Source organism: Polaromonas sp. DSP2-3-2b2, assembly GCF_049895905.1.
In the GTDB taxonomy this organism is placed as follows: domain Bacteria; phylum Pseudomonadota; class Gammaproteobacteria; order Burkholderiales; family Burkholderiaceae_C; genus Polaromonas.
The window spans coordinates 63,527-87,978 of the sequence record NZ_JAFCTH010000013.1; the positions used below are offsets into that span (position 1 = coordinate 63,527).

Genomic DNA, 24,452 nt, shown 5'->3' on the forward strand with positions numbered 1-24,452 from the left:
GTCAAGACTTGACGGCCGATTCGACCTGATCCATCGGGCTGTGCCGCACGTCGGCACCCTTGACGATGTAGATGATGAACTCGGCAATGTTCTTGGCATGGTCGCCGACGCGTTCGATGGCTTTGGCGATGAACAGCAGGTCCAGGCTGGACGAGATGGTGCGTGGGTCTTCCATCATGTAGGTGATGAGCTTGCGCACGAAGCCGTCGAATTCGGCATCGATCTGGTCGTCTTCCTTGAGGATGGACAACGCCGCCGCCGTATCCAGCCGGGCAAAGGCATCAAGCGCCTTGCGCAGCAGCCCTGAGGCCAGGTCGGCCGCAATCTGCAAATCCGACGACGGCAGGGTGCGCGACGCGCCGCTGTGCATGATGGACTTGACCATGCGTGCGATCTTGGCGGCTTCGTCCCCGGCCCGCTCCAGGTTGGCGGTGGTTTTTGAAATGGCGATCAGCAGGCGTAAGTCGCGCGCCGTCGGCTGGCGCCGGGCAATGATGGAAGACAGCTCGCGGTCGATTTCGAGCTCCATGCCGTTAACGCGAATCTCGGTCTCGATGACCTGGTTGGCGCACTCGGCGCTGTAATGCGACAGCGCATGAATTGCCAGCCGAAGCTGGGACTCGACCAGGCCGCCGAGCTCCATCACGCGGGACGACACGCTATTGAGTTCGCTGTCGAACTGGGAGGATAAATGTTTGTCAGGCATGCTATGTTTTCCTTGCTTCTTGCTCAGCCGAAACGGCCGGTGATGTAGTCTTCGGTTTCCTGGCGCTTTGGCTTGAAGAATATCTCTTCGGTTGCGCCGAACTCGACCAGGTCGCCCAGGTACATATAGGCTGTGTAGTCGCTGCAGCGGGCGGCCTGCTGCATGTTGTGCGTCACGATGACCACGGTGTAGTCATTTTTCAGCTCTGAAATCAGCTCCTCGATCTTGGCAGTGGAAAGCGGGTCCAGCGCCGAACACGGCTCGTCGAGCAACAGCACTTCGGGCTTGATGGCGATGCCCCGGGCAATGCACAGCCGCTGCTGCTGGCCGCCTGACAGGCTGGAGCCGCTCTGGTTGAGCTTGTCCTTGACCTCGGTCCACAGCGCGGCCTTGCGCAAGGCCCATTCGACCCGCTCGTCCAAGTCGGCCGAATTGAGGCTTTCAAACAGTTTCACGCCAAAGGCGATGTTGTCGTAAATCGACATCGGGAACGGCGTCGGCTTCTGGAACACCATACCAACCTTGGCCCGCAGCAGCGCCACGTCCTCCTTGGAGGTCAGCAGGTTGGCGCCGTCCATTAGCACTTCTCCCTGCGCGCGCTGGTCGGGGTAAAGCGAGTACATCCGGTTCAGAACCCGCAGCAGCGTCGATTTTCCGCAGCCGGAAGGGCCGATGAAGGCGGTGACCTTGCGCTCTGGAATTTCCAGATTGATGTTCTTCAGGGCATGAAACTTGCCGTAGTAGAAGTTCAGATTCTTTACCGAAATTTTTGATTTTTCGTGGGTTGCCGTCAGGGTTTCCATCATTTGCCTTGTCTTGGAGATCTTGGGTGAGAGCCGGGCCGGGGTAGGCCGGGTGCTCAGTCTTTTTTGCGCGTCAGCACGCGCGCCAGGATGTTCAGGCCCAGCACCGCCATCGTGATGATGAAGACACCGGCCCAGGCCAGTTTCTGCCAGTTTTCGTATGGGCTCATCGCGAACTTGAAGATCGTCACCGGCAAGCTGGCCATCGGCTCGCCCAGGTTCGAGGTCCAGAACTGGTTGCTCAGCGCGGTGAACAGCAGGGGCGCGGTTTCACCGGCAATGCGCGCCACGGCCAGCAGGATGCCGGTGACCACGCCAGCCCGGGCCGCTCGCAAGGTGACTTTTGTGATCACCTTCCACTTCGGCGCGCCCAGCGCATAGGCGGCCTCGCGCAGGCCCGGTGGAATCAGCTGCAGCATGTTTTCGGTGGTGCGGATTACCACCGGGATCACGATCAGTGCCAGCGCCATGACGCCGGCCCAGCCTGAAAACGAATTAAAACGCGACACCACGACCGTATAGACAAACAGGCCGATGACGATGGAAGGCGCCGACAGCAAGATGTCGTTGACAAAGCGCGTAACCGTCGCCAAAGGGCCCCGGGTGTTGTACTCGGCCAGGTAAATGCCGGCCATGATGCCAATAGGCGTGCCGACCAAGGTCGAGAGCATCACCATCAGGAACGAGCCGTAAATCGCGTTGGCAATACCGCCTTCCTCATTGGGCGCCGGCGTCATCTGGGTAAAGGCGGCCAGCGAGATGCCGCCAATGCCCAGCCTGACGGTTTCCCACAATATCCAGAACAGCCAGAACAGGCCAAAGCACATGGCCCCCAGAGACAGCACCAGGGCCACCTGATTGACCAGCTTGCGCTGGGCGAACCGCGCCAGGCGCGCGGCCTGCGCCGGGTTTTTCATGACGGCGCTCATGTCTTGGCTCCTTCATTCTTTTGCAACTGAGACAGAAGGATCTTAGACAACGACAGCACCACGAAGGTGATGAAGAACAGCACCAGCCCCAGATAAATCAGCGATGCCTGGTGCAGGCCTTCGCCGGCTTCGGCAAACTCGTTGGCCAGAGCCGAGGTAATGCTATTTGCAGCCTGGAACAGGCTCAGCGAGTCGAGCTGGTTGAAGTTGCCGATGACAAACGTCACCGCCATGGTTTCACCCAGCGCCCGGCCCAGCCCAAGCATGATGCCGCCCATGACGCCGGACTTGGTGTAAGGCAGCACCACGCCGGTCACCACTTCCCAAGTTGTGGCGCCCAGGCCGTAGGCCGATTCCTTGAGCAGCACCGGAGTGACCTCGAACACGTCGCGCATCACCGAAGCGATGAACGGGATGATCATGATCGCCAGAATAATCCCAGCCGACAAAATGCCGATGCCAACCGGCGGGCCTGAAAACAGCGCACCCAAGTAAGGCACGTCGCTGAAAGCGTTTTGCAGGGGCTGCTGCACATAGGTTGCCAGGATGGGGCCAAACACCAGCAGGCCCCACATGCCGTACACAATCGATGGCACAGCGGCAAGAAGTTCGATAGCTGTTCCGAGCGGGCGTTTGAGCCAGGCCGGTGACAGTTCTGTCAAAAACAGCGCGATGCCAAAGCTCACGGGCACGGCGATCAGTAGCGCAATGAAGGACGTGGCCAGCGTGCCGTAAATCATCACCAGCCCGCCGTACTCGTTCTGCACCGGATCCCAGACGCTGCTGGTCAGGAAACTCAGTCCGTACTTGCTGATGGCCGGCCAGGCGCCAATCACCAGCGACACCAAAATGGCAAACAACAGGGCCAGCGTGATTAGAGCAGCGCCCAGCGCCGCCCAACCAAAAATCTGGTCGGGCAGCGGGCTTCGCTTCAAAGGTCTGACGGGGGGAGGATTGGTCATGGCACGTCCGGTCGCTGTTGCCGGAAACTCCAGAGTGGACCGGCTTGCCGGAAGTGTAGAGGACACGAAATAAACCCCTGTGATGGTGAAGCTGCGAAGCGCGTCTTAAGGCTAAGGCAGCTTATTTGTAAGCGATGGCCTTGCCCGACGCGTCCTTGATCTCGGCCCAGGATTTTTCGATGACGCCCTTCACGTTGGCGGGCATCGGCACGTAGTCCAAGGCGCTGGCAGTCTGGTCGCCATTTTTATAAGCCCATTCAAAAAACTTGAGCGAAACGGCCGCCTGTTCAGGCTTGTTCTGTGCCTTGTGCATCAAGATGAAGGTGGCGCCGGTGATGGGCCACGCATCCTTGCCGGGCTGCTCGGTCAATATCTGGTAGAAGCTCTTGGTCCACTGGGCGCCGGCGGCAGCGGCCTTGAAACTTGTGTCGTCAGGGGATACAAAGTGGCCATCGACATTTTTCATTTGCGCGAACGTCAGCTTGTTCTGCTTGACATACGCATATTCCAGGTAACCGATTGAATTGGGCAGCCGACCGACGAAAGCGGCCACGCCTTCATTACCCTTGCCGCCGGCACCGACCGGCCAGTTGACCGCAGCACCCTCACCCACCTTGGTTTTCCATTCAGGGTTGACCTTGCTCAGGTAGTTGGTGAAAATAAAACTGGTACCCGAGCCATCGGCGCGGCGCACTGGCGCAATAGCGGCATCCGGTAACGCGAGCGTCGGGTTCAAGGCCTTAATAGCGGGATCAGTCCAGTTGGTGATCTTGCCCAGGTAGATATCACCCAGAACCGCACCCGTCAATTTAAGCTGGCCGGGCGCGATGCCCTTGATGTTGACCACCGGCACCACGCCACCGATCACGGTGGGGAACTGCATCAATCCCTTTTGGGCCAGTTGCTCGTCCGTCAAGGGAGCATCCGATGCGCCAAAATCGACCGTTTTGGCTTCAATTTGACGCAAGCCAGCGCCCGAGCCAACCGACTGGTAGTTAATTTTGACGCCGGTTGCTTTGTTGTAGTCGGCGGCCCATTTGGAATAAAGGGGTGCTGGAAAACTTGCGCCTGCGCCAGTCACGCCCTGTGCAGCCGAGAATGCGGCGAACGACATCAGGGCGGCGCCCATGGTCAAGGTCACGGAAGCTTTGAAAGTTGATTTCATCAGAACACCTTTGCAGTTGGTAAGAAAGATGTCGTCACTTTAGAAGCCTTGTGTGACAAGGTTGTGACAATCTAGATGCAGCTTTTTAACGATTCAATCGTCAAACGTTGTCATGAAACTGTCAAATATCTGTCATTAACCGGTCATGCAGTCCCCCTACGCTTGCGGCTGTCTTATTCACCCGTCCTGTTCAGCCACCCCGGAGAATTTTCTATGCTCAAGCGTTACTTTGCCATTGCCCTTGCTTCCGCTGTCACTGCTGCTTTTGTTGCCGGCTGCGCCACTGGCTCGCGTCCGGCTTCTATCGCTGACACCCTGGCAGCGCAAGCACAGCTATCCACCCTGAACAGCCTGGTGGCCAAGGCCGGGCTGACCGACACGCTCAAGGCAGGCGGCCCATTCACCGTATTTGCGCCCACCAACGAAGCCTTTGCAAAAGTGCCAGCCACGACCCTCGAAACGCTGGCCAGCGACCCGGCCAAGCTCAAGGCGGTGCTGAGCTACCACGTCTTGCCTGTCAAGGTCATGGCGGCCGATGTGAAAAATGGCAACAGCAAAACGCTCAATGGCGCCAACGTGGCACTGTCAAAAGCCGGCAACTTCGTGACGGTGGAAGAAGCGCTGGTGACAACCCCCGATATTGGGGCGACCAATGGCGTCGTGCATGTCGTGGACAGCGTTCTGCTGCCGCCGGCCAGCCGCTGAACACAGATGCGCCTTCAGCCATGCGCCTTTATGGTCATTGATGGCCTTGGCGCTTGATGAGCGGGCGTACTCTGCTATTTAATTCATAGTAATCCACTGTCTGTTACGGCCTACTGAAAAAATCACCATGCCACTGCCCTCTTCCCTGATCAAGCGGCGCCATTGGCTGCAGCGCGCCGGCTGGCTGACGGCGGGCGTCGCTGCGCCTGTCTGGGCTCTGCCCGGCAAAGCGGCGTCACCAGCGAACAGTCTGGTAGTAGCCCAGCTGGTGGATTTTTCCGATGCACAACAGGATGTGTCCAAGGATTTCCTGATCGGCTCGCGCGCAGCCTGGCAAGACATCAATCTGCGCGGCGGCATTCGCGGCCGGCAAGTCATGCACTTGGCGCTGGAGACCGACGGCACGGCGGCCAGTGTGCGCACGGCCCTCAATGAAGCCTTGGCAAACCCGGCTTGCCTGGTGCTGTCCGGCAGTGTCGGTGATTCGCTCGCCAGCCAGATCGCCATGCTGTCGCGCCAGGGCGGCCTGAACATCGCCCATGCCGCGCCATGGCTGCAAAACGCCAGCCTTGACGTGGACGACAAGACTTTTCCGATTTTCGCCGCGCGTCAGGAACAGATCACCCATGCGCTCAACACCTTGACGGTCATGGGCGTGAAAGTGCTGGGCGCCGTGTACGCCAGCGCCCGCGAGCATGCGGCCTACCACCTTGAAGTCGAACGCATCGCCGCTGGAATGAAGCTTGGGCTGCAGTCTTTTCAGGGCAACGGTGATGTGCGCCTGCTCGGCCAGAAACTGACGCCGGGCACGCCAGCCGTGCTGCTGTTCATGGGCGGCACGCCGGAATTGGCGCAATTCACCCAGGGGCTGGAAAAGCAGGCACGCCAACGCTACATCGTCGCGCTGGCGGATGTGAACCTGCAAACTCTTCTGCAGATGGGCGCGGCGCGCAACACCCCGGTGATTGCCACTCAGCCTGTACCGATGGTTAATTCGGCCTTGCCGGTGGTGCGGCAGTACCGTGAAACGCTGGCCCGACTGTTCGACGAGGCGCCCACGCCGCTGAGCCTGGCCGGCTTCATTGCCGCCCGCTACACGTTCGAGGTGCTCAACGCGATCGACGGCATGCCGACGCGCCAAAGCGCACTGGCCGGTTTTCAGCAGCGCGCCAGCCTGAACATTGGTGGTTTTCGCATCGCCTTCAACGCCCAGCGCCGAAGCAGCAGCTATGTGACGCAAAGCATGCTGGCGCTAGACGGCCGGTTGATTGGCTGAAGACCTGATCCACGCGCCCGTGGCCCGTCTGAAAGCGGCTTCGGCCGAATGCTATGCTGGCTTCCGATCAAAAAGCCTAAATATGCAAAATGGAACATTACTCGCTGCGGTGGACTTGGGGTCCAACAGCTTTCGTCTAGAAATTGGCCGCCTTGACCATGGCCGCATCCACCGGATTGAATACCTTAAGGAAACCGTGCGCCAGGGCAACGGCCTGGACGCCGACCGCAACCTGTCCGAACCAGCCATGCAACGCGGCTGGGACTGCCTGGCCCGCTTTGGTGAACGGTTAGCGGGATTCAAAAAAGAGCAAGTCCGGGCTGTTGCCACGCAGACGCTGCGCGAAGCCAACAACCGTGAGGAATTTCTCAAGCGTGGGCAGAAAACACTTGGTTTTCCGATTGACGTAATTGCTGGTCGCGAGGAAGCGCGCCTGATTTACCAAGGCGTGGCTCACTTGCTGCCGCAATCGGATCAACGGCGGCTGGTGGTTGACATCGGCGGGCGCTCGACAGAAATGATCCTGGGTCAAGGTCTGGAGGCCCGTACCCTGGAGTCTTACCGCGTGGGCAGCGTAACCTGGTCGATGCGGTATTTTCCTGACGGAAACTTCACCGCACGCGCTTTTGAGATGGCGGAAATTGCGGCCAAGGCGGTACTTGACGAAACCGTCGCGACCTACCGTTCAAGTACCTGGGATGTCGCTTATGGTTCTTCGGGAACGGTAGGCGCTGTCTGTGAAGTACTGACAGCTGCAGGCTGGCCACCCAATGTCGTGACCCGTGACGGCCTGGACTGGCTGCTGGACCGCCTGATCAAGGGGCAAAGCGCTGAGCGGCTGAAGCTTGAGGGCATCAAGGAAGACCGCCGCGCCGTTATTGGCGGTGGTGTCAGTGTGCTGCGTGCGGTGTTTGACCTGCTGGACATTGAACAAATGGAAGCAGCGCAAGGCGCGCTGCGCCACGGCGTGCTTTATGACTTGGTGAACAGAGATGACGATCTGACGGATTTACGCACCGCCAGCGTGCAGCGCTTGGCGCATAACTTCAATATCGACAGCATCCAGTCCGAAAGGCTCAGCAAGGTCGCCCAGCACCTGTTCCTGATGGCGGGCACCAGCCTGCCCAAGACTGAATCGCACAGCTTGCAGCATCAACTGGCCTGGGCGGCGCAACTCCATGAAATCGGAAGCCGGGTTTCACACAACTACTACCACAAGCATGGCGCTTACATTCTGGACAATGCCGACGCACCCGGCTTTGCCCTGCATGAAATGCATCGCCTAAGCCTGCTGGTTCTTGGTCACCGGGGTAAGCTGCGCAAGCTGGAGGCTGATTTTGAAGATCGGTTGTTCGTCCAGCAACTGCTGTGCCTGAGACTGGCGGTCATTTTGTGCCATGCACGTCGCGACCCCGATCTCAAGGGCCTGCAACTCAAGTGGGATGACGAACCCGGACGGAGCTTCTTGCTTAGCTGCAGGCCAGGATGGGCTGAAGCCTTTCCCCAATCAGCTTATCTGCTGCAGGAAGAAGTACTGGCCTGGCAGAAAACGCCCTGGACGCTGCTTGTTTCCCCTGCGTAAGTCTGCAGACTTGAAGTTGTCGTGCAAATTCGATTAAACTATTTATACCGTTTAATCAAGGAGTACAGTCATGAGCACCACAATGCCACAACCAACAGAATTCGCAGCTGCAGCAACACCTGTTCCGGCCTCCACGCCGGTTATCGCAGCGCCTGCGGCGGCAGCAGCGCCTGCCCCGCAGAAAGCAGCCCCGGTCAAGCGAGCCAGACAGCCCGCCCGCAAAGTCGCCAGCGATGTCGCGCCAGCCAAAGAAACAGCCGTAAAAAAACCGGTAGTCAAAAAAGTGACAGCCAAAGTTGCAGCCCCTCAAAAAGCCGCAGCCAAGGCACCTCTTGCCAAAGCGGCCGTCGTGGTGAGTCCTGAGAAAAAGGCCGCATCGCCTAAAGTCAAGAAAGACAAACTGATCCGGGACAGCTTTACCATTCCCAAAGCGGAATACGCTGTGATTGATGAACTGAAGCAGCGGGCCGCCAAGCTGAACAGCCCCGTCAAAAAGAGTGAGCTGCTGCGCGCCGGTATCAAGCTTCTGGCGACGCTGTCTAATGCCGCTTTGACAACAGCCCTGACTCAGGTTCCCATCATCAAGACCGGCCGGCCATCGCTTAAAAAATAAGCGACCAGCGATGCGCCGAACCGCTTAAAGCAGTTCAGGGGACTGGACGGTCACCACGACCGTCTGCACTTGCCCGTCGCGTTCCCGGGTGCGCAGCCACCACAGCGCGCCCTTCTTGATGGCGCAGTCGGTTTCGACCAGACGCAGCAGTTGGGCCAGGGTCTTGCCCAGCGTGGGCTGGTGGCCTATCACCAGCACAGGCGTCTTGCTCAACGGCCACTGCGCCAGTTCCAGCAGCTCTGCGGGCATGGCGCCCGGCGCCAGCTCTGGCCTTGTCTTGAACTTGCGCCCCAGCGCCAGCGCAGTCTGCTCGCAGCGCCGCGCCGGACTCACCAGGACGCGGGCGCTACCCGGCAGTTGCCGGTCCAGCCATTCGGCCATGCGGACCGCCTGCTTGTCGCCGCGCGCGGTGAGCTTGCGCTCCAGGTCGCTACGCGCATCGGCTGTGCCTTCGGGCAACTCTTCTGCTTCGGCATGACGCCACAAAATCAGGTCCATGGTTGACTACCTTTCGCGGGGTTTCAAGGCTGAGTAGCGCGCCATCAGCGCCGATTGCGCGCCGTGGCGCTTTTCAGGGTCTGCCGGATTCACCAGCACATACGTGCCATCGGGCTGCAAATCCCAGGCATCGCGGCCGTCGTGCAGGTAGGCCACCAGGCATTCGTCGATGATGTGCTGACGAATCACCGGGTCATTCACCGGCCAGGCCAATTCGACCCGGCGCAGCATGTTGCGGTTCATCCAGTCGGCGCTCGACAGCAACAAGGTTTCCTCATCGCCGCAGCGAAAGTAAAACACCCTTGTATGCTCCAGGAAGCGGCCGATCACCGAGCGCACCCGGATGTTGTCGGTCACGCCTTTCACCTGCGCCGGCAGCATGCAGGCGCCGCGAACGATCAGGTCAATCTTCACGCCGCACTGCCCGGCCTTGACCAGCGCGCGCATCAGGTCTTCGTCGGTCAGCGCATTGGTCTTGACGACGATGCGCGTGTCCTTGCCGGCCTGCGCGGCAAGGGCCAGCGCGTCGATTTTTTCCAGCAGCCTGCGCTGCAACTGGAACGGCGCCAGCAGCAGGTGGTGCAGCTTGGGCAGGCGGCTGTGACTTGCCAGGTGCACAAACACATGGTCGATGTCGGCGGTCAGCAGCGGGTCGGCCGTGAGATAGCTGACGTCGGTGTACAGCCGCGCCGTGCCCGGGTTGTAGTTGCCGGTGGACAGGTGGGCATAGCGCACCAGGCGCCGGCCTTCGCGGCGCGTGACGAGCAGCATCTTGGCATGGGTTTTGAGCCCCATCACGCCATACACCACCTGCGCGCCGATGGATTCGAGCATCTCGGCCCAGTTGATGTTGGCTTCTTCGTCAAAGCGCGCTTTCAGCTCGACCACCACCATGACCTCCTTGCCGCGCCGCACCGCTTCGCGCAGCAGCAGCATCAGCTCGGAATCAGGGCCGGTGCGGTAGATCGTCTGCCGGATCGCCAGCACCGAGGGGTCGTTGACCGCCTCGCGCAAAAAGGCCAGCACGCCGTCGAAGCTTTCGAAAGGCTGGTGGATCGACACGTCGCCCTGGCGAAGCCGCTCGAAAAACGACTGGCCCGGTACCAGCTGCCTGGGGTAGCAGGCTTTGTAGGGCGGGAACAGCAGCTTCGGGTCGTTCACCAGGTCGACCAGCTGCGTCAGCCGCACCAGGTTGACCGGACCCGGTACCCGGTACAGCGCCTGCGCCGGCAGGTTGAACTGCGTGAGCAAAAAGCTGGAGAGATACTCCGAGCAGCCGGCCGACACTTCGAGCCGGACCGCCTGGCCGTAGTTGCGCTGCTCCAGCCCCAAGCGCAGCGCGGTGCGCAGGTTTTTCACGTCGTCCTCGTCGACTTCCAGGTCGGAATGCCGGGTCACGCGAAACTGCGAAAACTCGCCGACCTTGCGGCCGGGAAACAGATCGGCCAGATGCGCGCGGATCACGCTGGACAGCGACAAAAACAGCCTGTTGCCCTTTTCAGCGCCCCGACTCGGCATGTGAATCAGGCGCGGCAGCACGCGCGGCACCTTGACGATGGCGATTTCGTTCTCGCGGCCAAAGGCGTCGCGCCCGCCCAGCCGGACGATGAAGTTCAGCGACTTGTTGGCCACCTGAGGAAACGGGTGTGACGGATCGAGCCCGACCGGCACCAGCAGCGGCCGCACCGCGCGTTCAAAGTAGGACTTGACCCAGCGCCGCTGCACCGTATTTCGCTCGCCATGCGAGACGATGCGGATGCCGTGCCGGGCAAACGCTGGCAGCAGCTCGTCGTTGTACAGCGCGTACTGGCGCGCCACCATGTCATGCGCAATGCCCGAGAGCGTATTGAACGACAGGGCCGAATAAGTGCCTTTCAGCTCGTTGTTCAGCGCGGCCGTCAGGTGCGACACCGCCCGCACTTCAAAAAACTCGTCCAGGTTGGACGACACGATACACAAAAACCGCAGCCGTTCCAGCAGCGGCACGTCGGTGCGACGCGCCCAGTCCAGCACCCGTTCGTTGAAGGCGAGGATGCTGTGGTCGCGGTCAATAAACCTGATGGGCAAGGCAGCGGGAACCGATGCAGGGGTCGAGGCTGGAGGCAACAAACTAGTCTTTATGTTCAAAAAAATAGCCCCTAGTATTGTCTGGTTTGATGACAGGCTTGTGATTGCCGGCGGCACCCGATGGTGCGAGTGTCATTGCCGGCAAGCAAATTAAAAAATCACCTGGTCCATCACATTTTCAAGCAAAAATAGCCGTTTGCGCAATAGCCACGGGCGTAAGCGGCTATTATTTTTATAGCTTCTGCTGCATCGCGGCCAGCGTGATCGATGACAGCGTGGCGCGCGTGGTGATGACATCCGGGTCCAGCATGACCTCGATCACCGTGCCCTCGGGCCGGGCCAGCGCGGCCAGCAGTTCGGCCTCGAATTCACCGGTGCGGGTGATGCGAACGCCGGCATAGCCGTAAGCGCGGGCCAGCGCGGCAAAGTCCGGGTTATTCAGGCGCGAGCCGCTCTCGTGTCCGGGATAGGTCTTTTCCTGGTGCATGCGGATGGTGCCGTACATGCCGTTGTTCAGCAGCACGATGATGCTTTTGGCGCCGTGCTGCACGGCCGTCGCCAGTTCCTGCCCGCTCATCAAAAAGTCGCCATCGCCGGCTATCGTGAACGCCACGCGCCCGGTGGTGATGGCCGCCGCAATGCCGGCCGGAACGCCATAGCCCATCGCGCCAACGGTGGGCGCCAGCTGCGTCTTATGGCTTTTTGCCAGCCCGTGGTACTTGAAAAAGCGGTGGATCCAGCTGGCAAAATTGCCCGCGCCGTTGGTCAGCACCGCGTCCGGCGGCAAATGCTGCTGCAGCAGGCCGACGATGGCCGGCATGTCGATGTCGCCCGGCAGCGCTTGCGGCTCAAGGTTGGCCAGGTAATCGGCATTGGCCGAAACCGTCCATGCTTCCCACGGCACCGACACCGGCGCGCTCAACACTTCCAGCGAGCGCGCGGCGGCGTTCATGGTGGCGTTGATCGCCAGGTCGGCCTGGAACACGCGGTTGAGTTCCTCGGCGCTGGCGTGGATATGGACCAGCTTCTGCTTCGGCCGGGGTGCTTCGATCAGCGTGTAGTTGCCGGTCGTCATTTCGCCCAGGCGCGGGCCGATGGCGATGATCAAATCGCTGGCCTTGACGCGCGCAGCCAGCTTCGGGCTCAGGCCGATGCCGACATCGCCGGCATAGAGCGGGTGGTGGTTGTCGAAGGTGTCCTGGAAGCGAAAGGCATTGCCGACCGGCAGCTTCCAGTTCTCGGCAAAACGCTGCAGCGCCTGCGCCGCTTGCGGTGTCCAGCCGCCGCCACCAGCGATGACCAGCGGTTGTTTTGACGCCAGCAGCATCTCGCGCAGCGTGCGCAGGGCGCCGGGGTCGCTCCAGGCCTGGACCGGCTCGACACGCGGCAAAGGCTGGGCGGTGGTCATCCGCGTCAGCATGTCCTCGGGCAGCACCAGCACGACCGGGCCAGGCCGGCCGTTCATCGCCGTGGCGAAGGCGCGCGCGACGTATTCGGGAATGCGGTCGGCGTCGTCGATGCGCTCGACGCGCTTGGCAAAGCCACGGGCAGAAGGGCCGAAAAAGCTCGAATAATCCACTTCCTGGAAGGCTTCGCGATCGCGGCAGTCGCTGGCGACGTCGCCGACCAGCAGCACCATCGGCGTCGAATCCTGGAACGCCGTGTGAACGCCAATCGACGCATTGGTCGCGCCCGGCCCGCGCGTGACCATGCACACGCCGGGGCGGCCGGTGAGCTTGCCGTGCGCCTCGGCCATGAAGGCCGCGCCGCCTTCCTGGCGGCAGGTGATGAAGCGGATCTGGTCCTGCCGGGCATGCAGGCCGTCAAGCACGGCGAGATAACTTTCACCAGGAACGCCGAATGCATGGGTGACGCCCTGGGCCAGAAGGCAGTCGACAAGGAGGTGGCCGGCAAGCTGTGAAGTCATGCGCTTTATTGTGGCCTTGGCCTATGCGGCGCCAGATGCCGGCCGCCGTCGCAAAACAAGGCGGCGCCCTGCTTATTCCGGCGTGGTCGGGTCGGCGTCGCCGCCGCCGTCTTCCAGCGCCTGGCGGGCCAGTTCCTCATCGCTCAGTGGCGGCGCGTTTTCCAGCTCGGCGAGTTCTTCGAGCAGCGCGTCATCGGGCGGCTCGTGGCCGAGCAGCACTTCCTCGATGCGCTGGGTGTAGGTTTCGGCATGGATCGCCTCGGGTCCGCTGGTGGCCGGCGGGAATTTGTCAGCGATGTCGGCCATGACGGCGTCTGATTTTTCTTCCACCCAGCGGACAAAGTCGTTGGCTGGAGGGGTCTGGGATGCGGTCATTGAAGTCTCCTGAAGTTAATCCATCGTAGCAGCCGTGCGCTCGCAAAAAGCCAATGTACGCCGGCCTCCCCGCCAGCGCAACAGGAAACGCCCCGGCCTAGGCCAGCGCTGGCAGCAGGGGCGGCTCCAGCGCCCTGTCCTGCGCCTCGCGCAGCACCAGCCCGGCCGGCTTGACCAGCGAGATATCGGCCTCGCGCAGCCGCCGGAGCACGTCGAACAGCAAGGCGCTGCGAACGCCATAGGCTGCACGCGGCGAGTTGACGAAGGCAGTCGCGTTGAACACCATGCCAGCGCTGTCGATGGCGTCGAGCTGCACGCTGGGCTCGGGCGTTTTGAGCACGTCGGCATGCGCTTCGAACAGTTCCAGGATCAGGCTGCGCACCTGGTCGGCGTCGGCGTCCAGCGGCACCGGCAGCAGGATCTTGACCAGCCCGAGCGGATTGGCGTGGGTGACGTTGCGCACCGTCTTGGTGATGAATTCCGAATTCGGAACGATCACCGTCGAGCGGTCGCCCATCTGGATTTCGGTCGCCCGCACGTTGATGCGCCGGATGTCGCCCTCGATGCCGCCCAGCGACACCCAGTCGCCAACCTTGACCGGCTTTTCAGCCAGCATGATGATGCCCGAGACAAAGTTCTGCACCACCGCCTGCAGGCCAAAACCGATGCCCACCGACAAGGCGCTGGCCACCCAGGCAATGCGCTCCAGCCCGATGCCGACAGCCGCCAGGCCCAGCGACAGCGCTAGCAAGTTGCCGGCATAGGCAAACAGCGTGGACGTCCAGACCTGCATGCCGGCGTCCAGCGACGTGGTCGGCAGGAAATCCTCCTTCAGCCAGCGCCTGACGATGCGCACCACCACCAGGCACAGGATGATGACCAGCGCGGCCTGCAGCACCGACGCCGGCAGGATCTGGAACTGGCCAATCGAAATCCCCTGGTGCAGTTTGTCGGCGCGCTCGAACAGCTCGGACGGCCCTTCGCCAAACGGCGCCAGCAGCAGCATCAGCGCCAGCGCCACCACCAGCAGCCGGCCCACGCCTGACAGCAGCACGGCGGCCTGCGCCCGCACCTTGAGGAAACGCGATTCCGGCATGTCGGCATCCGCCGTCGTGGCGGTGTCTACAGCGCCGGCAGGGCTGGTTTTGGGACCCAGCAGCGCGCTGAAGCCATCGTCGATCAGCACCGCCAGCAGATAGGCCGAGCCCAGCACGACAGAAATCCAGGCCATCTGGTGCACCACGAAGCTGCCCAGTGCAACATAGCCCAGCAGCAGCGCCAGCAGGCTGATGGCCACGCCCAGCCAGGCCAGGGCGACCACCGTGGTCAGCCACAGCGGACTTGGCGGCCAGTTCGCGGCCGACTCGGGCTCGCGCAGGGCGCGGCGGCGCGCCATGTCGCTCTGCAACAGGCCCAGGCCCATGGCGAGGCCCATCGCCAGCGCGACGATGCAGTCGGCCGCCACTGTGGTCACTAAACTGGCATTGATCTGCGCGGTCAGCTGCATGAGCGCCCAGGTCAGCACCATCAGCAGCGCCAGCACCGGCGGCAGCCAGCGCAGTTTCAGCGCCACCTCATCGGGCAGCGGCAGCAGCCGCCACGACGGACGGGCTGGCAGCAGCAGCGCATGGCCCAGGCCGACGACGAAGCCGCCAAAGCAGATCACGCCGGCCAACCGGCCCATGATCGGCGCCAGCGCCTCGGGCAGCGGCGCGACCCAGACCAGCCCCAGGTAAAGCGCCTCGGCCATCAGGCCGGCCGTGGCGGTGGGCAGCAGCACCCGCGTCCAGGCATGGAGCGACCGGCGCAGCCGGCCCGGCGGCACGCGCGTGGTCGTCAGCTTCAAAAGCGCCATGCCCGCCCAGGCGTGCAGGCCCAGCAGCACCAGCAGCGCCAGGCCCACGCTGGCCCAGACCGCCGTGCCGCTGGCCCGGGCGGTGGCAGCCAGGCCGTCGGCCAGGCGGCGGGCGCGCAGCAGGTCGTCAGAAATGTCCATGCGCAGTTCGGTCCAGAACAGACTGCTCAGGATCGACGAGGTGCGTTCGCCCAGCCGCGCCTGGAATTCGGAGCGCCGCAGTGCCGAGATTTCACCGGCCGTCTGTTCGCTTTCCACCGACAGCAACTTAGCCTGCTTGAACTGGGCGTCGAGTTCGGCGCGCACCTTGTTCAGCTGGGCGCGCAAGGTCGCCACGTCGGGCGCCTCGGCTTGTGCGGGCGTGACCGGCCCGAGTTCGGCCAGCCGCGCCTGCACGCTTGCCAGCTGCGGCTCCAGCAGCGCGGCCGCCGCGTCGGCCTGGGTGCCGGCGGCCAGCACAGCGGCCCGCAGCGGCAGCAGGTCGGCCGCGTCTTTCGGCGGGTTGTCGAGCACTTTTCGCGCCTTGTCGATCTGCGCGCGCGCGGTGTCCAGCGTGGCGTCGATGCTGTCTGGCTGGGCCTGGGCGTACAGCGCGGCCAGCAGGAGCAGCAGGCCGATGACAAGGCAGCGCAGCCCATGGGCGACGCCTGGCAAACCGGCGCAGGTGTCAGCCCGGCGGGAATAAAAATTCAATAGGTTTGGCGAAACAAGGCGCATCAGAAAGCGGCAACGCTGGCGCGCGGCAAGCGGGAGTCATGGAGACCGCCATCATAAATGCGCTGGCGATGCAGCCGGGTGCGGGTGGAGTCGCCGGTGCTGCGCGACCCATGCTCTTTAATTCATAGCTAGTTGCGCCCGTGGGTATTGCGCAAAAGCCTGTTTTAATCGAATTTCTCAAGCCCGCCCGTCAAATGATCCGCTTGAGCAGCCCCATGACCTGGTCGAAGCGCCGGCCATACGGCGGATAGAACAACTCGCCCCGTGCCCACCTCGACTGCACCAGCACCGGCTTTTGCTGCGCCAGCCGCAAAAAGCCGGCTTCGCCGTGGTAGGCGCCCCAGCCGCTTTTGCCCACGCCGCCAAAAGGCAGGTTGGGATGTGCAATGTGCATCAAGGTGTCGTTCACCGTCACGCCGCCGCTCACGGTGCGCGCCAGCACCTTGTGGCGTGAAGCGGCGTTCGTGCCAAACCAGTACAGCGCCAGCGGCCGGGGCCGGGCATTGACATACGCAATCGCCTCATCCAGCGACTGGTAGGGCAGCACCGGCAGGATCGGGCCAAAAATTTCCTCGTTCAGCAGCCGCGAATCGGGCGCCGGGTGAAACACCAGCGCCGGCGGCATCTGGCGCGACCCGCTGGCTGCGGCTTCGTTGCCGGCGCCGGGGTTGACCACCTGCACCCGCGCGCCGTCGTCGCGCGCATCGTCGAGCAGCGCCTGCAGGCGTTCATGCTGGCGCGGGCTGATGATGGCGGCGTAATCGGGGTTGCCTTCAATGCTCGGGAACAGCGTGGCCACGGCCCGCTCGAAGGCCCGCGCAAAATCCGCCTCGCGGCCCTCGGGCAGCAGCACATAGTCGGGCGCAATGCAGGTCTGGCCGGCATTGAGCAGCTTGCCGTGGGCAATCTTCAGCGCCGCCTGCTCCAGGTCGCACGACGCGTCGATGATGCACGGCGACTTGCCGCCCAGTTCCAGCGTGGTCGGCGTCAGGTTGGCGGCTGCCGCCGCAGCCACCTTGCGGCCCACCGCCGTTGAGCCGGTGAAAAACAGGTGGTCGAACGGCAGGTCGGCAAAGGCCGCCGCCACGTCGCCCTCGCCCTGCACCACGCACAGCTCCTCAAGCGCAAAGCTCCGGGCGATCAGCTCGGCCAGCAGCGCCGAGGTGCGCGGCGTCAGCTCGCTGGGCTTGAGCATCACCCGGTTGCCCGCCGCCAGCGCGGTGATGACCGGCCCGAGCGACAGCTGCACCGGGTAGTTCCACGGCGAAATCACGCCGACCACGCCGAGCGGCTGGCGCAGCAAAAAGGCGCGGGCGGGCAGCAGGTACAGCGGCGTGCGCACGCGGACCGGCTTCATCCAGCGCGCCAGGTTCTTGAGCAGCCCGGCCAGCAGCGTGCGCAGCACGAACAGGTCGGCAATCTCGGTCAGCTGCGGCGAGCGAACGCCAAAGTCAGCCTGCACCGCCTGCGCCAGCGCCGCGCCATGCTGCTCCAGCAGCGTGCGGACCTTGAGCAGCCGCTCGCGGCGCAGCGCCAGCGGCACTTCAGCCTGGGCGCGGCTGGCGCGGTGCTGGGCTTCAAACAGGGAATGCAGGCTGGACGGCGGTGGGCTGGACATCATCCGCCCATGATAGAGCGGCCGGCTTTGTACATTAGAGGCTTGGTACCAGCGCCCTCACCTGTTTGGCGTACCTCTCAAGGAATTTCCCCATGCATGTATCCACCGCTTCCACACCATCGAACGTTTCGCACCACTTTCGCCGTGCCGCACTGGCCGCCGTCCTGGTCCTGAGCGGCTGCGGCCTGTCCAGCGCCGAGGAAGTCGGCGCCGTCGATACCGTCTTCAAGTTCATCGGCCCCGACCACAAGATCGTCGTCGATGCCTACGACGACCCCAAGGTCAGCGGCGTGACCTGTTACGTGTCGCGCGCCAAGACCGGCGGCATCAAAGGCGCGTTCGGCCTGGCCGAGGACAAGTCCGATGCGTCGATTGCCTGCCGCCAGACCGGCGTCATCAGTTTTGCCGGCGGCAAGCCGCTGGACAAGCAGGAAGAAATGTTCAGCGAGCGCATCTCGCTGGTCTTCAAGCGGCTGCGCGTGGTGCGCATGGTCGATGCCAAGCGCAACACGCTGGTCTACCTGACCTATTCCGACCGGCTGATCGAAGGCTCGCCGCAAAACAGCGTGACCGCCGTTCCGGTGCCAGCTGCCACGCCGATTCCGGTGAAATAACCAGGCAAGCCAATGGCCTACACGCCGGCTTGACGCAGAACAGCTAAAACGGCGCGGTTTTGCGCTAAGGTGCAGGTTAGCCCGTCATGGGTCGCATCTGTTCAGGGAAGGCCTTCATGGAATTCAAGGATTACTACACCGTCATGGGCCTGGCCCGCGACGCCGCGCCCGACGACATCAAGCGCGCCTACCGCAAGCTGTCGCGCAAATACCATCCCGACGTCAGCAAGGAAAAAGACGCCGAGGCGCGCTTCAAGCAGCTCGGCGAAGCCTACGAGGTGCTGAAAGACCCCGAAAAGCGCACCGCCTATGACCAGCTGGGCCAGCACTGGAAGGAAGGCCAGGAATTCCATCCGCCGCCCGGCTGGAACGCCGGCGCGGAACATGCCGGCCGCAGCGCGCCGCGCGATTTCCCAGCGGGCGACGGCGGCGACTACAGCGACTTTTTCGAGTCGCTGTTCCGCCAGGGGTTTGCCAGCAGCGGCGGTGCCCGCGCGGGCGCAGCCGGCCAGCGGTCCCGCTTCAGCGCCGCCGGCGAAGACCGCCATGCCAAGATCCTCATCGACCTGGAAGACGCCTACAGCGGCGCCACCCGCACCATCAGCCTGCGCGTGCCCGAGGTCAACGCCCAGGGCCAGGTCAGCCACCACGAGCACCAGATCAGCTTCAGCGTTCCCAAGGGCATACGCGCCGGGCAGCACATCCGCCTGGCCGGGCAGGGCGCGCCCGGCGTGGGCGGCGGTGGCGCGGGCGACCTGTACCTGGACGTGGAATTCAAGCCGCACCAGCACTACCGCGTGGACCAGCGCGATGTTTACCTCGACCTGCCTGTTGCGCCGTGGGAAGCCGCGCTGGGCGCCGACGTGGAGGCGCCCACGCCGACCGGCCGCGTCGAGGTCACGGTGCCGCCCGGCTCGGCGGCCGGGCGCAAGCTGCGGCTCAAGGGACGCGGCCTGCCCGGCAGCACGCCCGGCGACTTTTACTTCGTGTTGCAAATTGCCGTGCCGGCCGCCGACAGCGACAGTGGCAAAGCGTTCTATGAAAGCATGGCCAAGCAGTTCAACACGTTCAAACCCAGAGCCAAACTGGAAGGCCAGCCATGACCACCACCGACTTCCAACTCGTACAAGTCACCGGGCTGATCCTGGAAGACCAGACCGAACTGAGCCTGGACGACCTGTGCCGCGCCTGCGCCGCGCAAGCCGAGCGCATTGTCGAACTGGTGGACGAAGGCCTGCTGACGCCCGCCGGCACCGCGCCCGGCGAATGGCGCTTCACCGGCGTTCACCTGCACCGCGCCCGCGTGGCGCTGCGGCTGGAAAGCGACCTGGGCGTGAACCTGGCCGGCGCCGCGCTGGCGCTGGAACTGCTCGACGAGCTGGACGCCCTGCGCGAGCGCGTGCAGCGGCTGGAGGCCGGCGGTCGATAGCCTTCTGACTTGCGCCCACCTTTGCCCAGCATAGGCACACATTTTTTCAGGGCAAACTGCTCTGACTCCTTCCCCCTCTGGGGGAAGGCAGGGATGGGAGCCGCCCCGAATCCGAATCCAAATCCGGCCCCCATCAAACCCCTGGCAGTCTGACTGCCCCAAGCAGGCATGCCAAAGACCGGCGGCTGGCGTGCGGCCTCCGCTCGCCCCCATCCCGGCCTTCCCCCAGCGGGGGAAGGAGCAAAACCAGTCACAGTAACCAACCGTAACCCACCCGCTATTATCCAGCGATGCAAAACGCCCCCACACAAGCCAGCGAAGTTCAAGAAGCCACCCAGACCACCGCCGCCCAGACCTTCATCGAACGCTGGCAAGGCGTCACCGCCAGCGAACTGTCCACCGCGCAGAGCTTTGTGCGCGAGCTGTGCGAGCTGCTCGGCCTGGCCAGCCCGCACGCCACGCTAGAACAGGACTACATGTTCGAGCGGCCCATCACCTTCCACCATGGCGACGGCAGCACCAGCCCTGGCCGCGTGGACTGCTACCGGCGCGGCCACTTCGTGCTTGAAGCCAAGAAGCTCCGCGCCGCCGGCCACACCAGGGGTTTCGACGACGCCCTGCTGCGCGCCCGCGCCCAGGCCGAAGGCTATGCCCGCGCCCTGCCCGCGCTGGAGGGCCGGCCGCCGTTTTTGCTGGTGGTCGATGTCGGCAACGTGATCGAGCTGTATTCCGAATTCAGCCGCAGCGGCGCCACCTACACGCCGTTTCCCGACCCGCGCAGCCACCGGCTGCTGCTGGCCGATTTGCGCAAAAGTGACGTGCGCGACACGCTGCGCCGCATCTGGCAAGACCCCGACAGCCTGGACCCCAGCCGCGCCAGCGCCCGCGTGACGCGGCAGGTCGCCGGGCAGCTGGCCGGCCTGGCGCGTTCGCTCGAACGCAGCGGCCACAAGCCCGACCACGTCGCCGCCTTCCTCACGCGGGCGCTGTTTTCCATGTTTGCCGAAGACGTCGGCCTGCTGCCCAAGGGCGCGTTTTTGCAACTGCTGCAAACCCACCGCGCCCAGCCCGCCACCTTGCAGCACATGCTGCGCGTGCTCTGGGCCGACATGGACACCGGCGGCTTTTGCGCCGCGCTGGCCACGCCGGTGCTGCGCTTCAACGGCAAATTGTTCAAGCACTCCAGCCATGACAGCTATAGCCTGCTGTTGAACCCCGAGCAGATCGACGGCCTGATCCTTGCGGCCAACAGCAACTGGCGCGAAGTCGAGCCGGCCATCTTCGGCACGCTGCTGGAGCGCGCGCTCGACCCCGCCGAGCGCCATGCGCTGGGCGCGCACTACACGCCGCGCGCCTATGTTGAGCGGCTGGTGCTGCCCACGGTGATCGAGCCGCTGCGCGCCGACTGGGCCAATGCCCAGGCCGCCGCGCTGGTGCTGGCCCACGAAGCCGCCGAACTGAGCGGCAAGGCGGCCGACAGCAAGCTTGAAGAAGCCCGGCTGGAGGTCCGCAAGTTCCACCACCAGCTGTGCGACACCCGCGTGCTCGACCCGGCCTGCGGCAGCGGAAACTTTCTCTACGTCACGCTGGAGCACCTCAAGCGGCTCGAAGGCGAGGTCGTCAACCAGCTGGCCGATCTGGGCGAAAGCCAGGACCGGCTCGGCTTTGAAGGCGAAACCGTCACGCCCCGGCAGCTGCTGGGCATCGAGCTGAACGAGCGCGCCGCCGCCATGGCCGAGCTGGTGCTGTGGATTGGCTACTTGCAGTGGCACATCCGCACGCGCGGCAACAACGCCGTGGCCGAACCCGTGGTGCACGACTACGGCAACATCGCGCACCGCGACGCCGTGCTGGCCTGGCAGTCCAGCGAACTGGCTTACGGCGACGACGGCCAGCTAGTCAGCCGCTGGGACGGCCAGACCTTCAAGCCGCACCCGGTCACCGGCGCGCTGGTGCCCGACGAGGCCGCGCTGGTGCCCGACGAGGCCGCGCTGGTGCCGCAGTGGAAATACCACCAGCCGGCACAGGCAGCGTGGCCGGCGGCCGACTTTATCGTCGGCAATCCGCCCTTCATTGGCGCCAGCACCATGCGCGCCGCGCTGGGCGACGGCTATGTGCAGGCGCTGCGCGGCGCCTGGCCCGAAGTGCCCGAAAGCGCCGACTTCGTGATGTATTGGTGGAGCCGCGCCAGCACCCTGCTGGCCAGCGGCGCGGTTCGCCGCTTTGGGCTGATCACCACCAACAGCCTGCGGTAAACCTTCAACCGCCGCGTGGTGCAGGCCGCGCTCGGCAAGGGCGTGGCGATCAGCTTCGCCATTCCCGACCATCCGTGGGTGGACAGCGCCAACGGCGCGGCGGTGCGCATCGCCATGACCGTTGGCAGCCGCGAGGCCGCCGCCAGCGCGGGAAAGGCGGCGGTTGAAGCCGTTCCCGCCCGGCTGCTCAGCGTGACGAGCGAGCAGACCGGCGAGTTTGGCGAAGTCGCGGTGACGCTGGCTGAGAGCACCGGGCTGATCTCTGCAGATTTGAGCGTCGGTGCAAATGTGGCGGCGGCCGGAACACTTCAATCGAATGAAAACCTAAGCAACCGGGGTGTCCAACTCTTTGGAGGCGGTTTTATGGTCACGCCAGAAGAAACCGCCCTCTTGCTCCCTCTCCCTCTGGGAGAGGGTTGGGGTGAGGGCCAGCGGACGCCGCAAACCATCATCCGCGACTACCGCAACGGCCGCGACCTGACCGACGCACCGCGCGGCGTGAAGGTCATCGACCTGTTCGGCCTGAGCGCAGAACAGGCGCGAACCCAATTTCCGGCGGTTTACCAATGGCTGCTGGAACGGGTGAAACCCGAGCGCGACCAGAACAACCGCGCCACCTATCGAGACAACTGGTGGATTCACGGCGAGCCGCGCAAAGTGATGCGCAAACAACTCGCCGACCTGCCCCGCTACATCGCCACCGCCGAAACCGCCAAGCACCGCGTCTTCCAGTTTCTGGACGCCAGCATCCTGCCCGATAACAAGCTGATCGCCATTGCCATGAGCGATGCGTTTCATCTCGGCGTACTGTCCAGCAGACCCCATGTGGCTTGGGCGATGGCGACCGGCAGTTGGCTTGGCGTAGGAAACGACTCGGTTTATGTGAAAACCCGCTGTTTCGAAACCTTCCCCTTCCCCGACGAAGACACCGGCCTGACACCCGAATTGCGCCAGCGTATCGGCGTGCTGGCCGAACAGATCGACGCGCACCGCAAGCGCCAGCAGGCCGCCAGCCCCGGCCTGACGCTGACCGGCACCTACAACGTGCTCGAAGCCCTGCGCGAAGGCCGGCCGCTGTCGACCAAGGAAAAAATCATTCACACGCAAGGCTTGGTCAGCGTGCTGAAGGAACTGCACGACGAACTCGATGCCGCCGTGTTGCTGGCTTATGGCCTCACACCGGGCGAAGACACCGACGCCCTGCTCACGCACCTGGTCAGCCTGAACGCCAGCCGCGCCGCCGAAGAAAAAACCGGCCGCATTCGCTGGCTGCGGCCCGCCTTCCAGAACCCGGCGCTGGCCGCATCGCTCACAAATCAGGAGCTGCTGGCGTCCGCCCCTCTTGCGCAACAGGTCGATTTGGCACTTGATGTGCCGCTTGAAGACGTGCCGGCCGCCGCCACCGGCCCGCAAGCCGCCCAGCCCTGGCCCGGCACGCTGCCCGACCAGGTCCGCGCCGTGGCCCACATTCTGGCCGGCACCCCCATCGCCCTGCCGCAAACCGCTATCGAAGCCTGCTTCAAGGGCCGTGGCCCGTGGAAAAAGAGCCTGCCGCGCATCCTCGACACGCTCGAAGCGCTGGGCCGGGCGCGGCGCGAAGGGACGGACTGGCGCGGGTAAGCGGATTGACGGTTTGACGCCTGCCTGAATCGTCTTTAATATTACGCCTGTAATAACAAAAGGACCGTCATGCATGTGCTCAAACTGACCCAGATCGGCAACTCGGTGGGTGTGATATTGCCCAAGGAAGTGATTTCCCGACTCAAGCTGGCCAAGGGTGAAACGGTGTTCCTGACCGAAACACCGGACGGCTATGCCATCACGCCGTATGACCCGGCGCTGGAAGAAGAAATCACGGCGGGCCGCGCCTTCATGCGTGATTTTCGGGACACCTTTCATCAGCTTGCCAAATGAACTGGCGCTGGATCAGCAAGCCGGCACTGCTGCTGCTGCACGGCGAAAGCCTGGCCACGCATGGCGGGCTTGAAGGCTTGCGGGACGAAGGCCTGCTGGACTCGGCGCTGGGCCGGCCGCTGAATTTACTGGCCTATGCCGACCCGGCCGTGCCGCCGGATGTTGCCGCGCTGGCCGCCAGCTACGCCGTGGGGCTGGCCAAAAACCATCCGTTCGTGGATGGCAACAAGCGCGCGGCCTTCCTGGCGACCGGCCTGTTTTTGTACCTCAACGGCTACCGGCTGAACGCCTCGCAAGCCGATGCAACGATCACGGTCCTTGGACTGGCCGCCAGCGACATCACCGAAAGCGAATTCGCCGACTGGCTGCGCGCCCATGCGGCCGCACGCTGACGTGTTGCCGGATTTTTAAACTAAAAAGGCTGCTCACGCGCAACGGACAA

At 63.5% G+C, this 24,452-nt stretch carries 22 protein-coding genes; 11 read left to right on the forward strand and 11 right to left on the reverse strand.

The window, feature by feature from the left end; all coding sequences use genetic code 11:
* Window position 1: 1 nt before the first annotated feature.
* The 5 genes from phoU to pstS all read right to left on the reverse strand — a co-directional run bounded on the left by phoU (window position 2) and on the right by pstS (window position 4,565).
* Window positions 2–706, reverse strand: coding sequence for a phosphate signaling complex protein PhoU (gene phoU, locus ACP7AD_RS12330; protein WP_426147736.1), 705 nt, complete (start codon window positions 704–706; stop codon window positions 2–4).
* 23 nt (window positions 707–729) lie between these two features.
* Window positions 730–1,509 carry a phosphate ABC transporter ATP-binding protein PstB gene (pstB, locus tag ACP7AD_RS12335; protein ID WP_426147828.1) on the reverse strand — a complete coding sequence of 260 codons (780 nt, stop codon included), beginning with the start codon at window positions 1,507–1,509 and terminating at the stop codon, window positions 730–732.
* A 56-nt stretch (window positions 1,510–1,565) separates the two neighbouring features.
* Window positions 1,566–2,438 carry a phosphate ABC transporter permease PstA gene (gene pstA / locus ACP7AD_RS12340; protein ID WP_426147734.1) on the reverse strand — a complete coding sequence of 291 codons (873 nt, stop codon included), beginning with the start codon at window positions 2,436–2,438 and terminating at the stop codon, window positions 1,566–1,568.
* Entirely contained in the window at window positions 2,435–3,400 is a 966-nt protein-coding gene (gene pstC, locus ACP7AD_RS12345; RefSeq protein WP_426147732.1) for a phosphate ABC transporter permease subunit PstC, read from the reverse strand. The genes pstA and pstC overlap by 4 nt, the downstream gene beginning before the upstream one ends.
* 121 nt (window positions 3,401–3,521) lie before the next feature.
* Window positions 3,522–4,565, reverse strand: a complete 1,044-nt coding sequence (gene pstS / locus ACP7AD_RS12350) for a phosphate ABC transporter substrate-binding protein PstS (protein WP_426147730.1) — start codon at window positions 4,563–4,565, stop codon at window positions 3,522–3,524.
* A gap of 213 nt (window positions 4,566–4,778) precedes the next feature.
* Here pstS and ACP7AD_RS12355 point away from each other — a divergent pair, with 213 nt between their 5' ends.
* The 4 genes from ACP7AD_RS12355 to ACP7AD_RS12370 all read left to right on the forward strand — a co-directional run bounded on the left by ACP7AD_RS12355 (window position 4,779) and on the right by ACP7AD_RS12370 (window position 8,741).
* Window positions 4,779–5,270, forward strand: a complete 492-nt coding sequence (locus ACP7AD_RS12355) for a fasciclin domain-containing protein (protein WP_426147729.1) — start codon at window positions 4,779–4,781, stop codon at window positions 5,268–5,270.
* A gap of 127 nt (window positions 5,271–5,397) precedes the next feature.
* Window positions 5,398–6,546, forward strand: coding sequence for an ABC transporter substrate-binding protein (locus ACP7AD_RS12360; RefSeq protein WP_426147727.1), 1,149 nt, complete (start codon window positions 5,398–5,400; stop codon window positions 6,544–6,546).
* 82 nt (window positions 6,547–6,628) lie between these two features.
* The gene (gene ppx / locus ACP7AD_RS12365; RefSeq protein WP_426147827.1) at window positions 6,629–8,128 is read left to right on the forward strand and encodes an exopolyphosphatase; all 1,500 of its coding nucleotides are present in this window, start codon (window positions 6,629–6,631) and stop codon (window positions 8,126–8,128) included.
* Window positions 8,129–8,198: 70 nt separating this feature from the next.
* Window positions 8,199–8,741, forward strand: a complete 543-nt coding sequence (locus tag ACP7AD_RS12370; RefSeq protein WP_426147725.1) for a hypothetical protein — start codon at window positions 8,199–8,201, stop codon at window positions 8,739–8,741.
* A 24-nt stretch (window positions 8,742–8,765) separates the two neighbouring features.
* Here the strand turns inward: ACP7AD_RS12370 and ACP7AD_RS12375 are convergent, their stop codons facing one another.
* The 6 genes from ACP7AD_RS12375 to ACP7AD_RS12400 all read right to left on the reverse strand — a co-directional run bounded on the left by ACP7AD_RS12375 (window position 8,766) and on the right by ACP7AD_RS12400 (window position 17,801).
* Window positions 8,766–9,239, reverse strand: coding sequence for a SixA phosphatase family protein (locus ACP7AD_RS12375; protein WP_426147723.1), 474 nt, complete (start codon window positions 9,237–9,239; stop codon window positions 8,766–8,768).
* 6 nt (window positions 9,240–9,245) lie between these two features.
* Entirely contained in the window at window positions 9,246–11,348 is a 2,103-nt protein-coding gene (gene ppk1, locus ACP7AD_RS12380; protein WP_426147721.1) for a polyphosphate kinase 1, read from the reverse strand.
* 190 nt (window positions 11,349–11,538) lie between these two features.
* Window positions 11,539–13,233, reverse strand: coding sequence for a thiamine pyrophosphate-binding protein (locus tag ACP7AD_RS12385; protein ID WP_426147719.1), 1,695 nt, complete (start codon window positions 13,231–13,233; stop codon window positions 11,539–11,541).
* 72 nt (window positions 13,234–13,305) lie between these two features.
* Window positions 13,306–13,608 (reverse strand): hypothetical protein, encoded by a 303-nt coding sequence (locus ACP7AD_RS12390; protein ID WP_426147717.1) that lies wholly within the window; start codon window positions 13,606–13,608, stop codon window positions 13,306–13,308.
* 97 nt (window positions 13,609–13,705) lie between these two features.
* A complete protein-coding gene (locus tag ACP7AD_RS12395) occupies window positions 13,706–16,156 on the reverse strand; it encodes a DUF3772 domain-containing protein (RefSeq protein ID WP_426147715.1) in 2,451 nt (816 codons plus the stop codon).
* Window positions 16,157–16,370: 214 nt separating this feature from the next.
* The gene (locus tag ACP7AD_RS12400) at window positions 16,371–17,801 is read right to left on the reverse strand and encodes a coniferyl aldehyde dehydrogenase (RefSeq protein ID WP_426147713.1); all 1,431 of its coding nucleotides are present in this window, start codon (window positions 17,799–17,801) and stop codon (window positions 16,371–16,373) included.
* A gap of 89 nt (window positions 17,802–17,890) precedes the next feature.
* Here ACP7AD_RS12400 and ACP7AD_RS12405 point away from each other — a divergent pair, with 89 nt between their 5' ends.
* From ACP7AD_RS12405 to ACP7AD_RS12435, 7 genes are all read left to right on the forward strand, one after another.
* A complete protein-coding gene (locus ACP7AD_RS12405; RefSeq protein ID WP_426147711.1) occupies window positions 17,891–18,412 on the forward strand; it encodes a CreA family protein in 522 nt (173 codons plus the stop codon).
* Between the two features lie 116 nt (window positions 18,413–18,528).
* On the forward strand, window positions 18,529–19,515 hold the full coding sequence (locus ACP7AD_RS12410; RefSeq protein ID WP_426147709.1) for a DnaJ C-terminal domain-containing protein: 987 nt from the start codon (window positions 18,529–18,531) through the stop codon (window positions 19,513–19,515).
* Window positions 19,512–19,841 carry a chaperone modulator CbpM gene (locus ACP7AD_RS12415; RefSeq protein ID WP_426147707.1) on the forward strand — a complete coding sequence of 110 codons (330 nt, stop codon included), beginning with the start codon at window positions 19,512–19,514 and terminating at the stop codon, window positions 19,839–19,841. The genes ACP7AD_RS12410 and ACP7AD_RS12415 overlap by 4 nt, the downstream gene beginning before the upstream one ends.
* 290 nt (window positions 19,842–20,131) lie before the next feature.
* The gene (locus tag ACP7AD_RS12420) at window positions 20,132–22,096 is read left to right on the forward strand and encodes a DNA methyltransferase (protein WP_426147705.1); all 1,965 of its coding nucleotides are present in this window, start codon (window positions 20,132–20,134) and stop codon (window positions 22,094–22,096) included.
* An 18-nt stretch (window positions 22,097–22,114) separates the two neighbouring features.
* Complete coding sequence (locus ACP7AD_RS12425; protein ID WP_426147703.1) at window positions 22,115–23,716, forward strand: type IIL restriction-modification enzyme MmeI; 1,602 nt, start codon at window positions 22,115–22,117, stop codon at window positions 23,714–23,716.
* 69 nt (window positions 23,717–23,785) lie between these two features.
* Window positions 23,786–24,010 (forward strand): AbrB/MazE/SpoVT family DNA-binding domain-containing protein, encoded by a 225-nt coding sequence (locus ACP7AD_RS12430; protein ID WP_426147701.1) that lies wholly within the window; start codon window positions 23,786–23,788, stop codon window positions 24,008–24,010.
* Window positions 24,007–24,402, forward strand: coding sequence for a type II toxin-antitoxin system death-on-curing family toxin (locus ACP7AD_RS12435; RefSeq protein ID WP_426147700.1), 396 nt, complete (start codon window positions 24,007–24,009; stop codon window positions 24,400–24,402). The genes ACP7AD_RS12430 and ACP7AD_RS12435 overlap by 4 nt, the downstream gene beginning before the upstream one ends.
* Window positions 24,403–24,452 lie beyond the last annotated feature (50 nt).

Excerpts from the sequence above, each read along its gene's own strand:
- ACP7AD_RS12400 (WP_426147713.1), bottom strand. The coding sequence starts at position 17,801 with ATGATGTCCAGCCCACCGCCGTCCAGCCTGCATTCCCTGTTTGAAGCC.
- ppx (WP_426147827.1), top strand. The coding sequence starts at position 6,629 with ATGCAAAATGGAACATTACTCGCTGCGGTGGACTTGGGGTCCAACAGC.
- ACP7AD_RS12415 (WP_426147707.1), top strand. The coding sequence starts at position 19,512 with ATGACCACCACCGACTTCCAACTCGTACAAGTCACCGGGCTGATCCTG.
- phoU (WP_426147736.1), bottom strand. The coding sequence starts at position 706 with ATGCCTGACAAACATTTATCCTCCCAGTTCGACAGCGAACTCAATAGC.
- ACP7AD_RS12420 (WP_426147705.1), top strand. The coding sequence starts at position 20,132 with ATGCAAAACGCCCCCACACAAGCCAGCGAAGTTCAAGAAGCCACCCAG.
- pstB (WP_426147828.1), bottom strand. The coding sequence starts at position 1,509 with ATGGAAACCCTGACGGCAACCCACGAAAAATCAAAAATTTCGGTAAAG.
- pstC (WP_426147732.1), bottom strand. The coding sequence starts at position 3,400 with ATGACCAATCCTCCCCCCGTCAGACCTTTGAAGCGAAGCCCGCTGCCC.
- ACP7AD_RS12390 (WP_426147717.1), bottom strand. The coding sequence starts at position 13,608 with ATGACCGCATCCCAGACCCCTCCAGCCAACGACTTTGTCCGCTGGGTG.
- ACP7AD_RS12370 (WP_426147725.1), top strand. The coding sequence starts at position 8,199 with ATGAGCACCACAATGCCACAACCAACAGAATTCGCAGCTGCAGCAACA.
- ACP7AD_RS12405 (WP_426147711.1), top strand. The coding sequence starts at position 17,891 with ATGCATGTATCCACCGCTTCCACACCATCGAACGTTTCGCACCACTTT.
- ACP7AD_RS12360 (WP_426147727.1), top strand. The coding sequence starts at position 5,398 with ATGCCACTGCCCTCTTCCCTGATCAAGCGGCGCCATTGGCTGCAGCGC.
- ACP7AD_RS12430 (WP_426147701.1), top strand. The coding sequence starts at position 23,786 with ATGCATGTGCTCAAACTGACCCAGATCGGCAACTCGGTGGGTGTGATA.
- ACP7AD_RS12375 (WP_426147723.1), bottom strand. The coding sequence starts at position 9,239 with ATGGACCTGATTTTGTGGCGTCATGCCGAAGCAGAAGAGTTGCCCGAA.
- ACP7AD_RS12385 (WP_426147719.1), bottom strand. The coding sequence starts at position 13,233 with ATGACTTCACAGCTTGCCGGCCACCTCCTTGTCGACTGCCTTCTGGCC.
- ACP7AD_RS12410 (WP_426147709.1), top strand. The coding sequence starts at position 18,529 with ATGGAATTCAAGGATTACTACACCGTCATGGGCCTGGCCCGCGACGCC.
- ACP7AD_RS12355 (WP_426147729.1), top strand. The coding sequence starts at position 4,779 with ATGCTCAAGCGTTACTTTGCCATTGCCCTTGCTTCCGCTGTCACTGCT.
- ACP7AD_RS12435 (WP_426147700.1), top strand. The coding sequence starts at position 24,007 with ATGAACTGGCGCTGGATCAGCAAGCCGGCACTGCTGCTGCTGCACGGC.
- pstA (WP_426147734.1), bottom strand. The coding sequence starts at position 2,438 with ATGAGCGCCGTCATGAAAAACCCGGCGCAGGCCGCGCGCCTGGCGCGG.
- pstS (WP_426147730.1), bottom strand. The coding sequence starts at position 4,565 with ATGAAATCAACTTTCAAAGCTTCCGTGACCTTGACCATGGGCGCCGCC.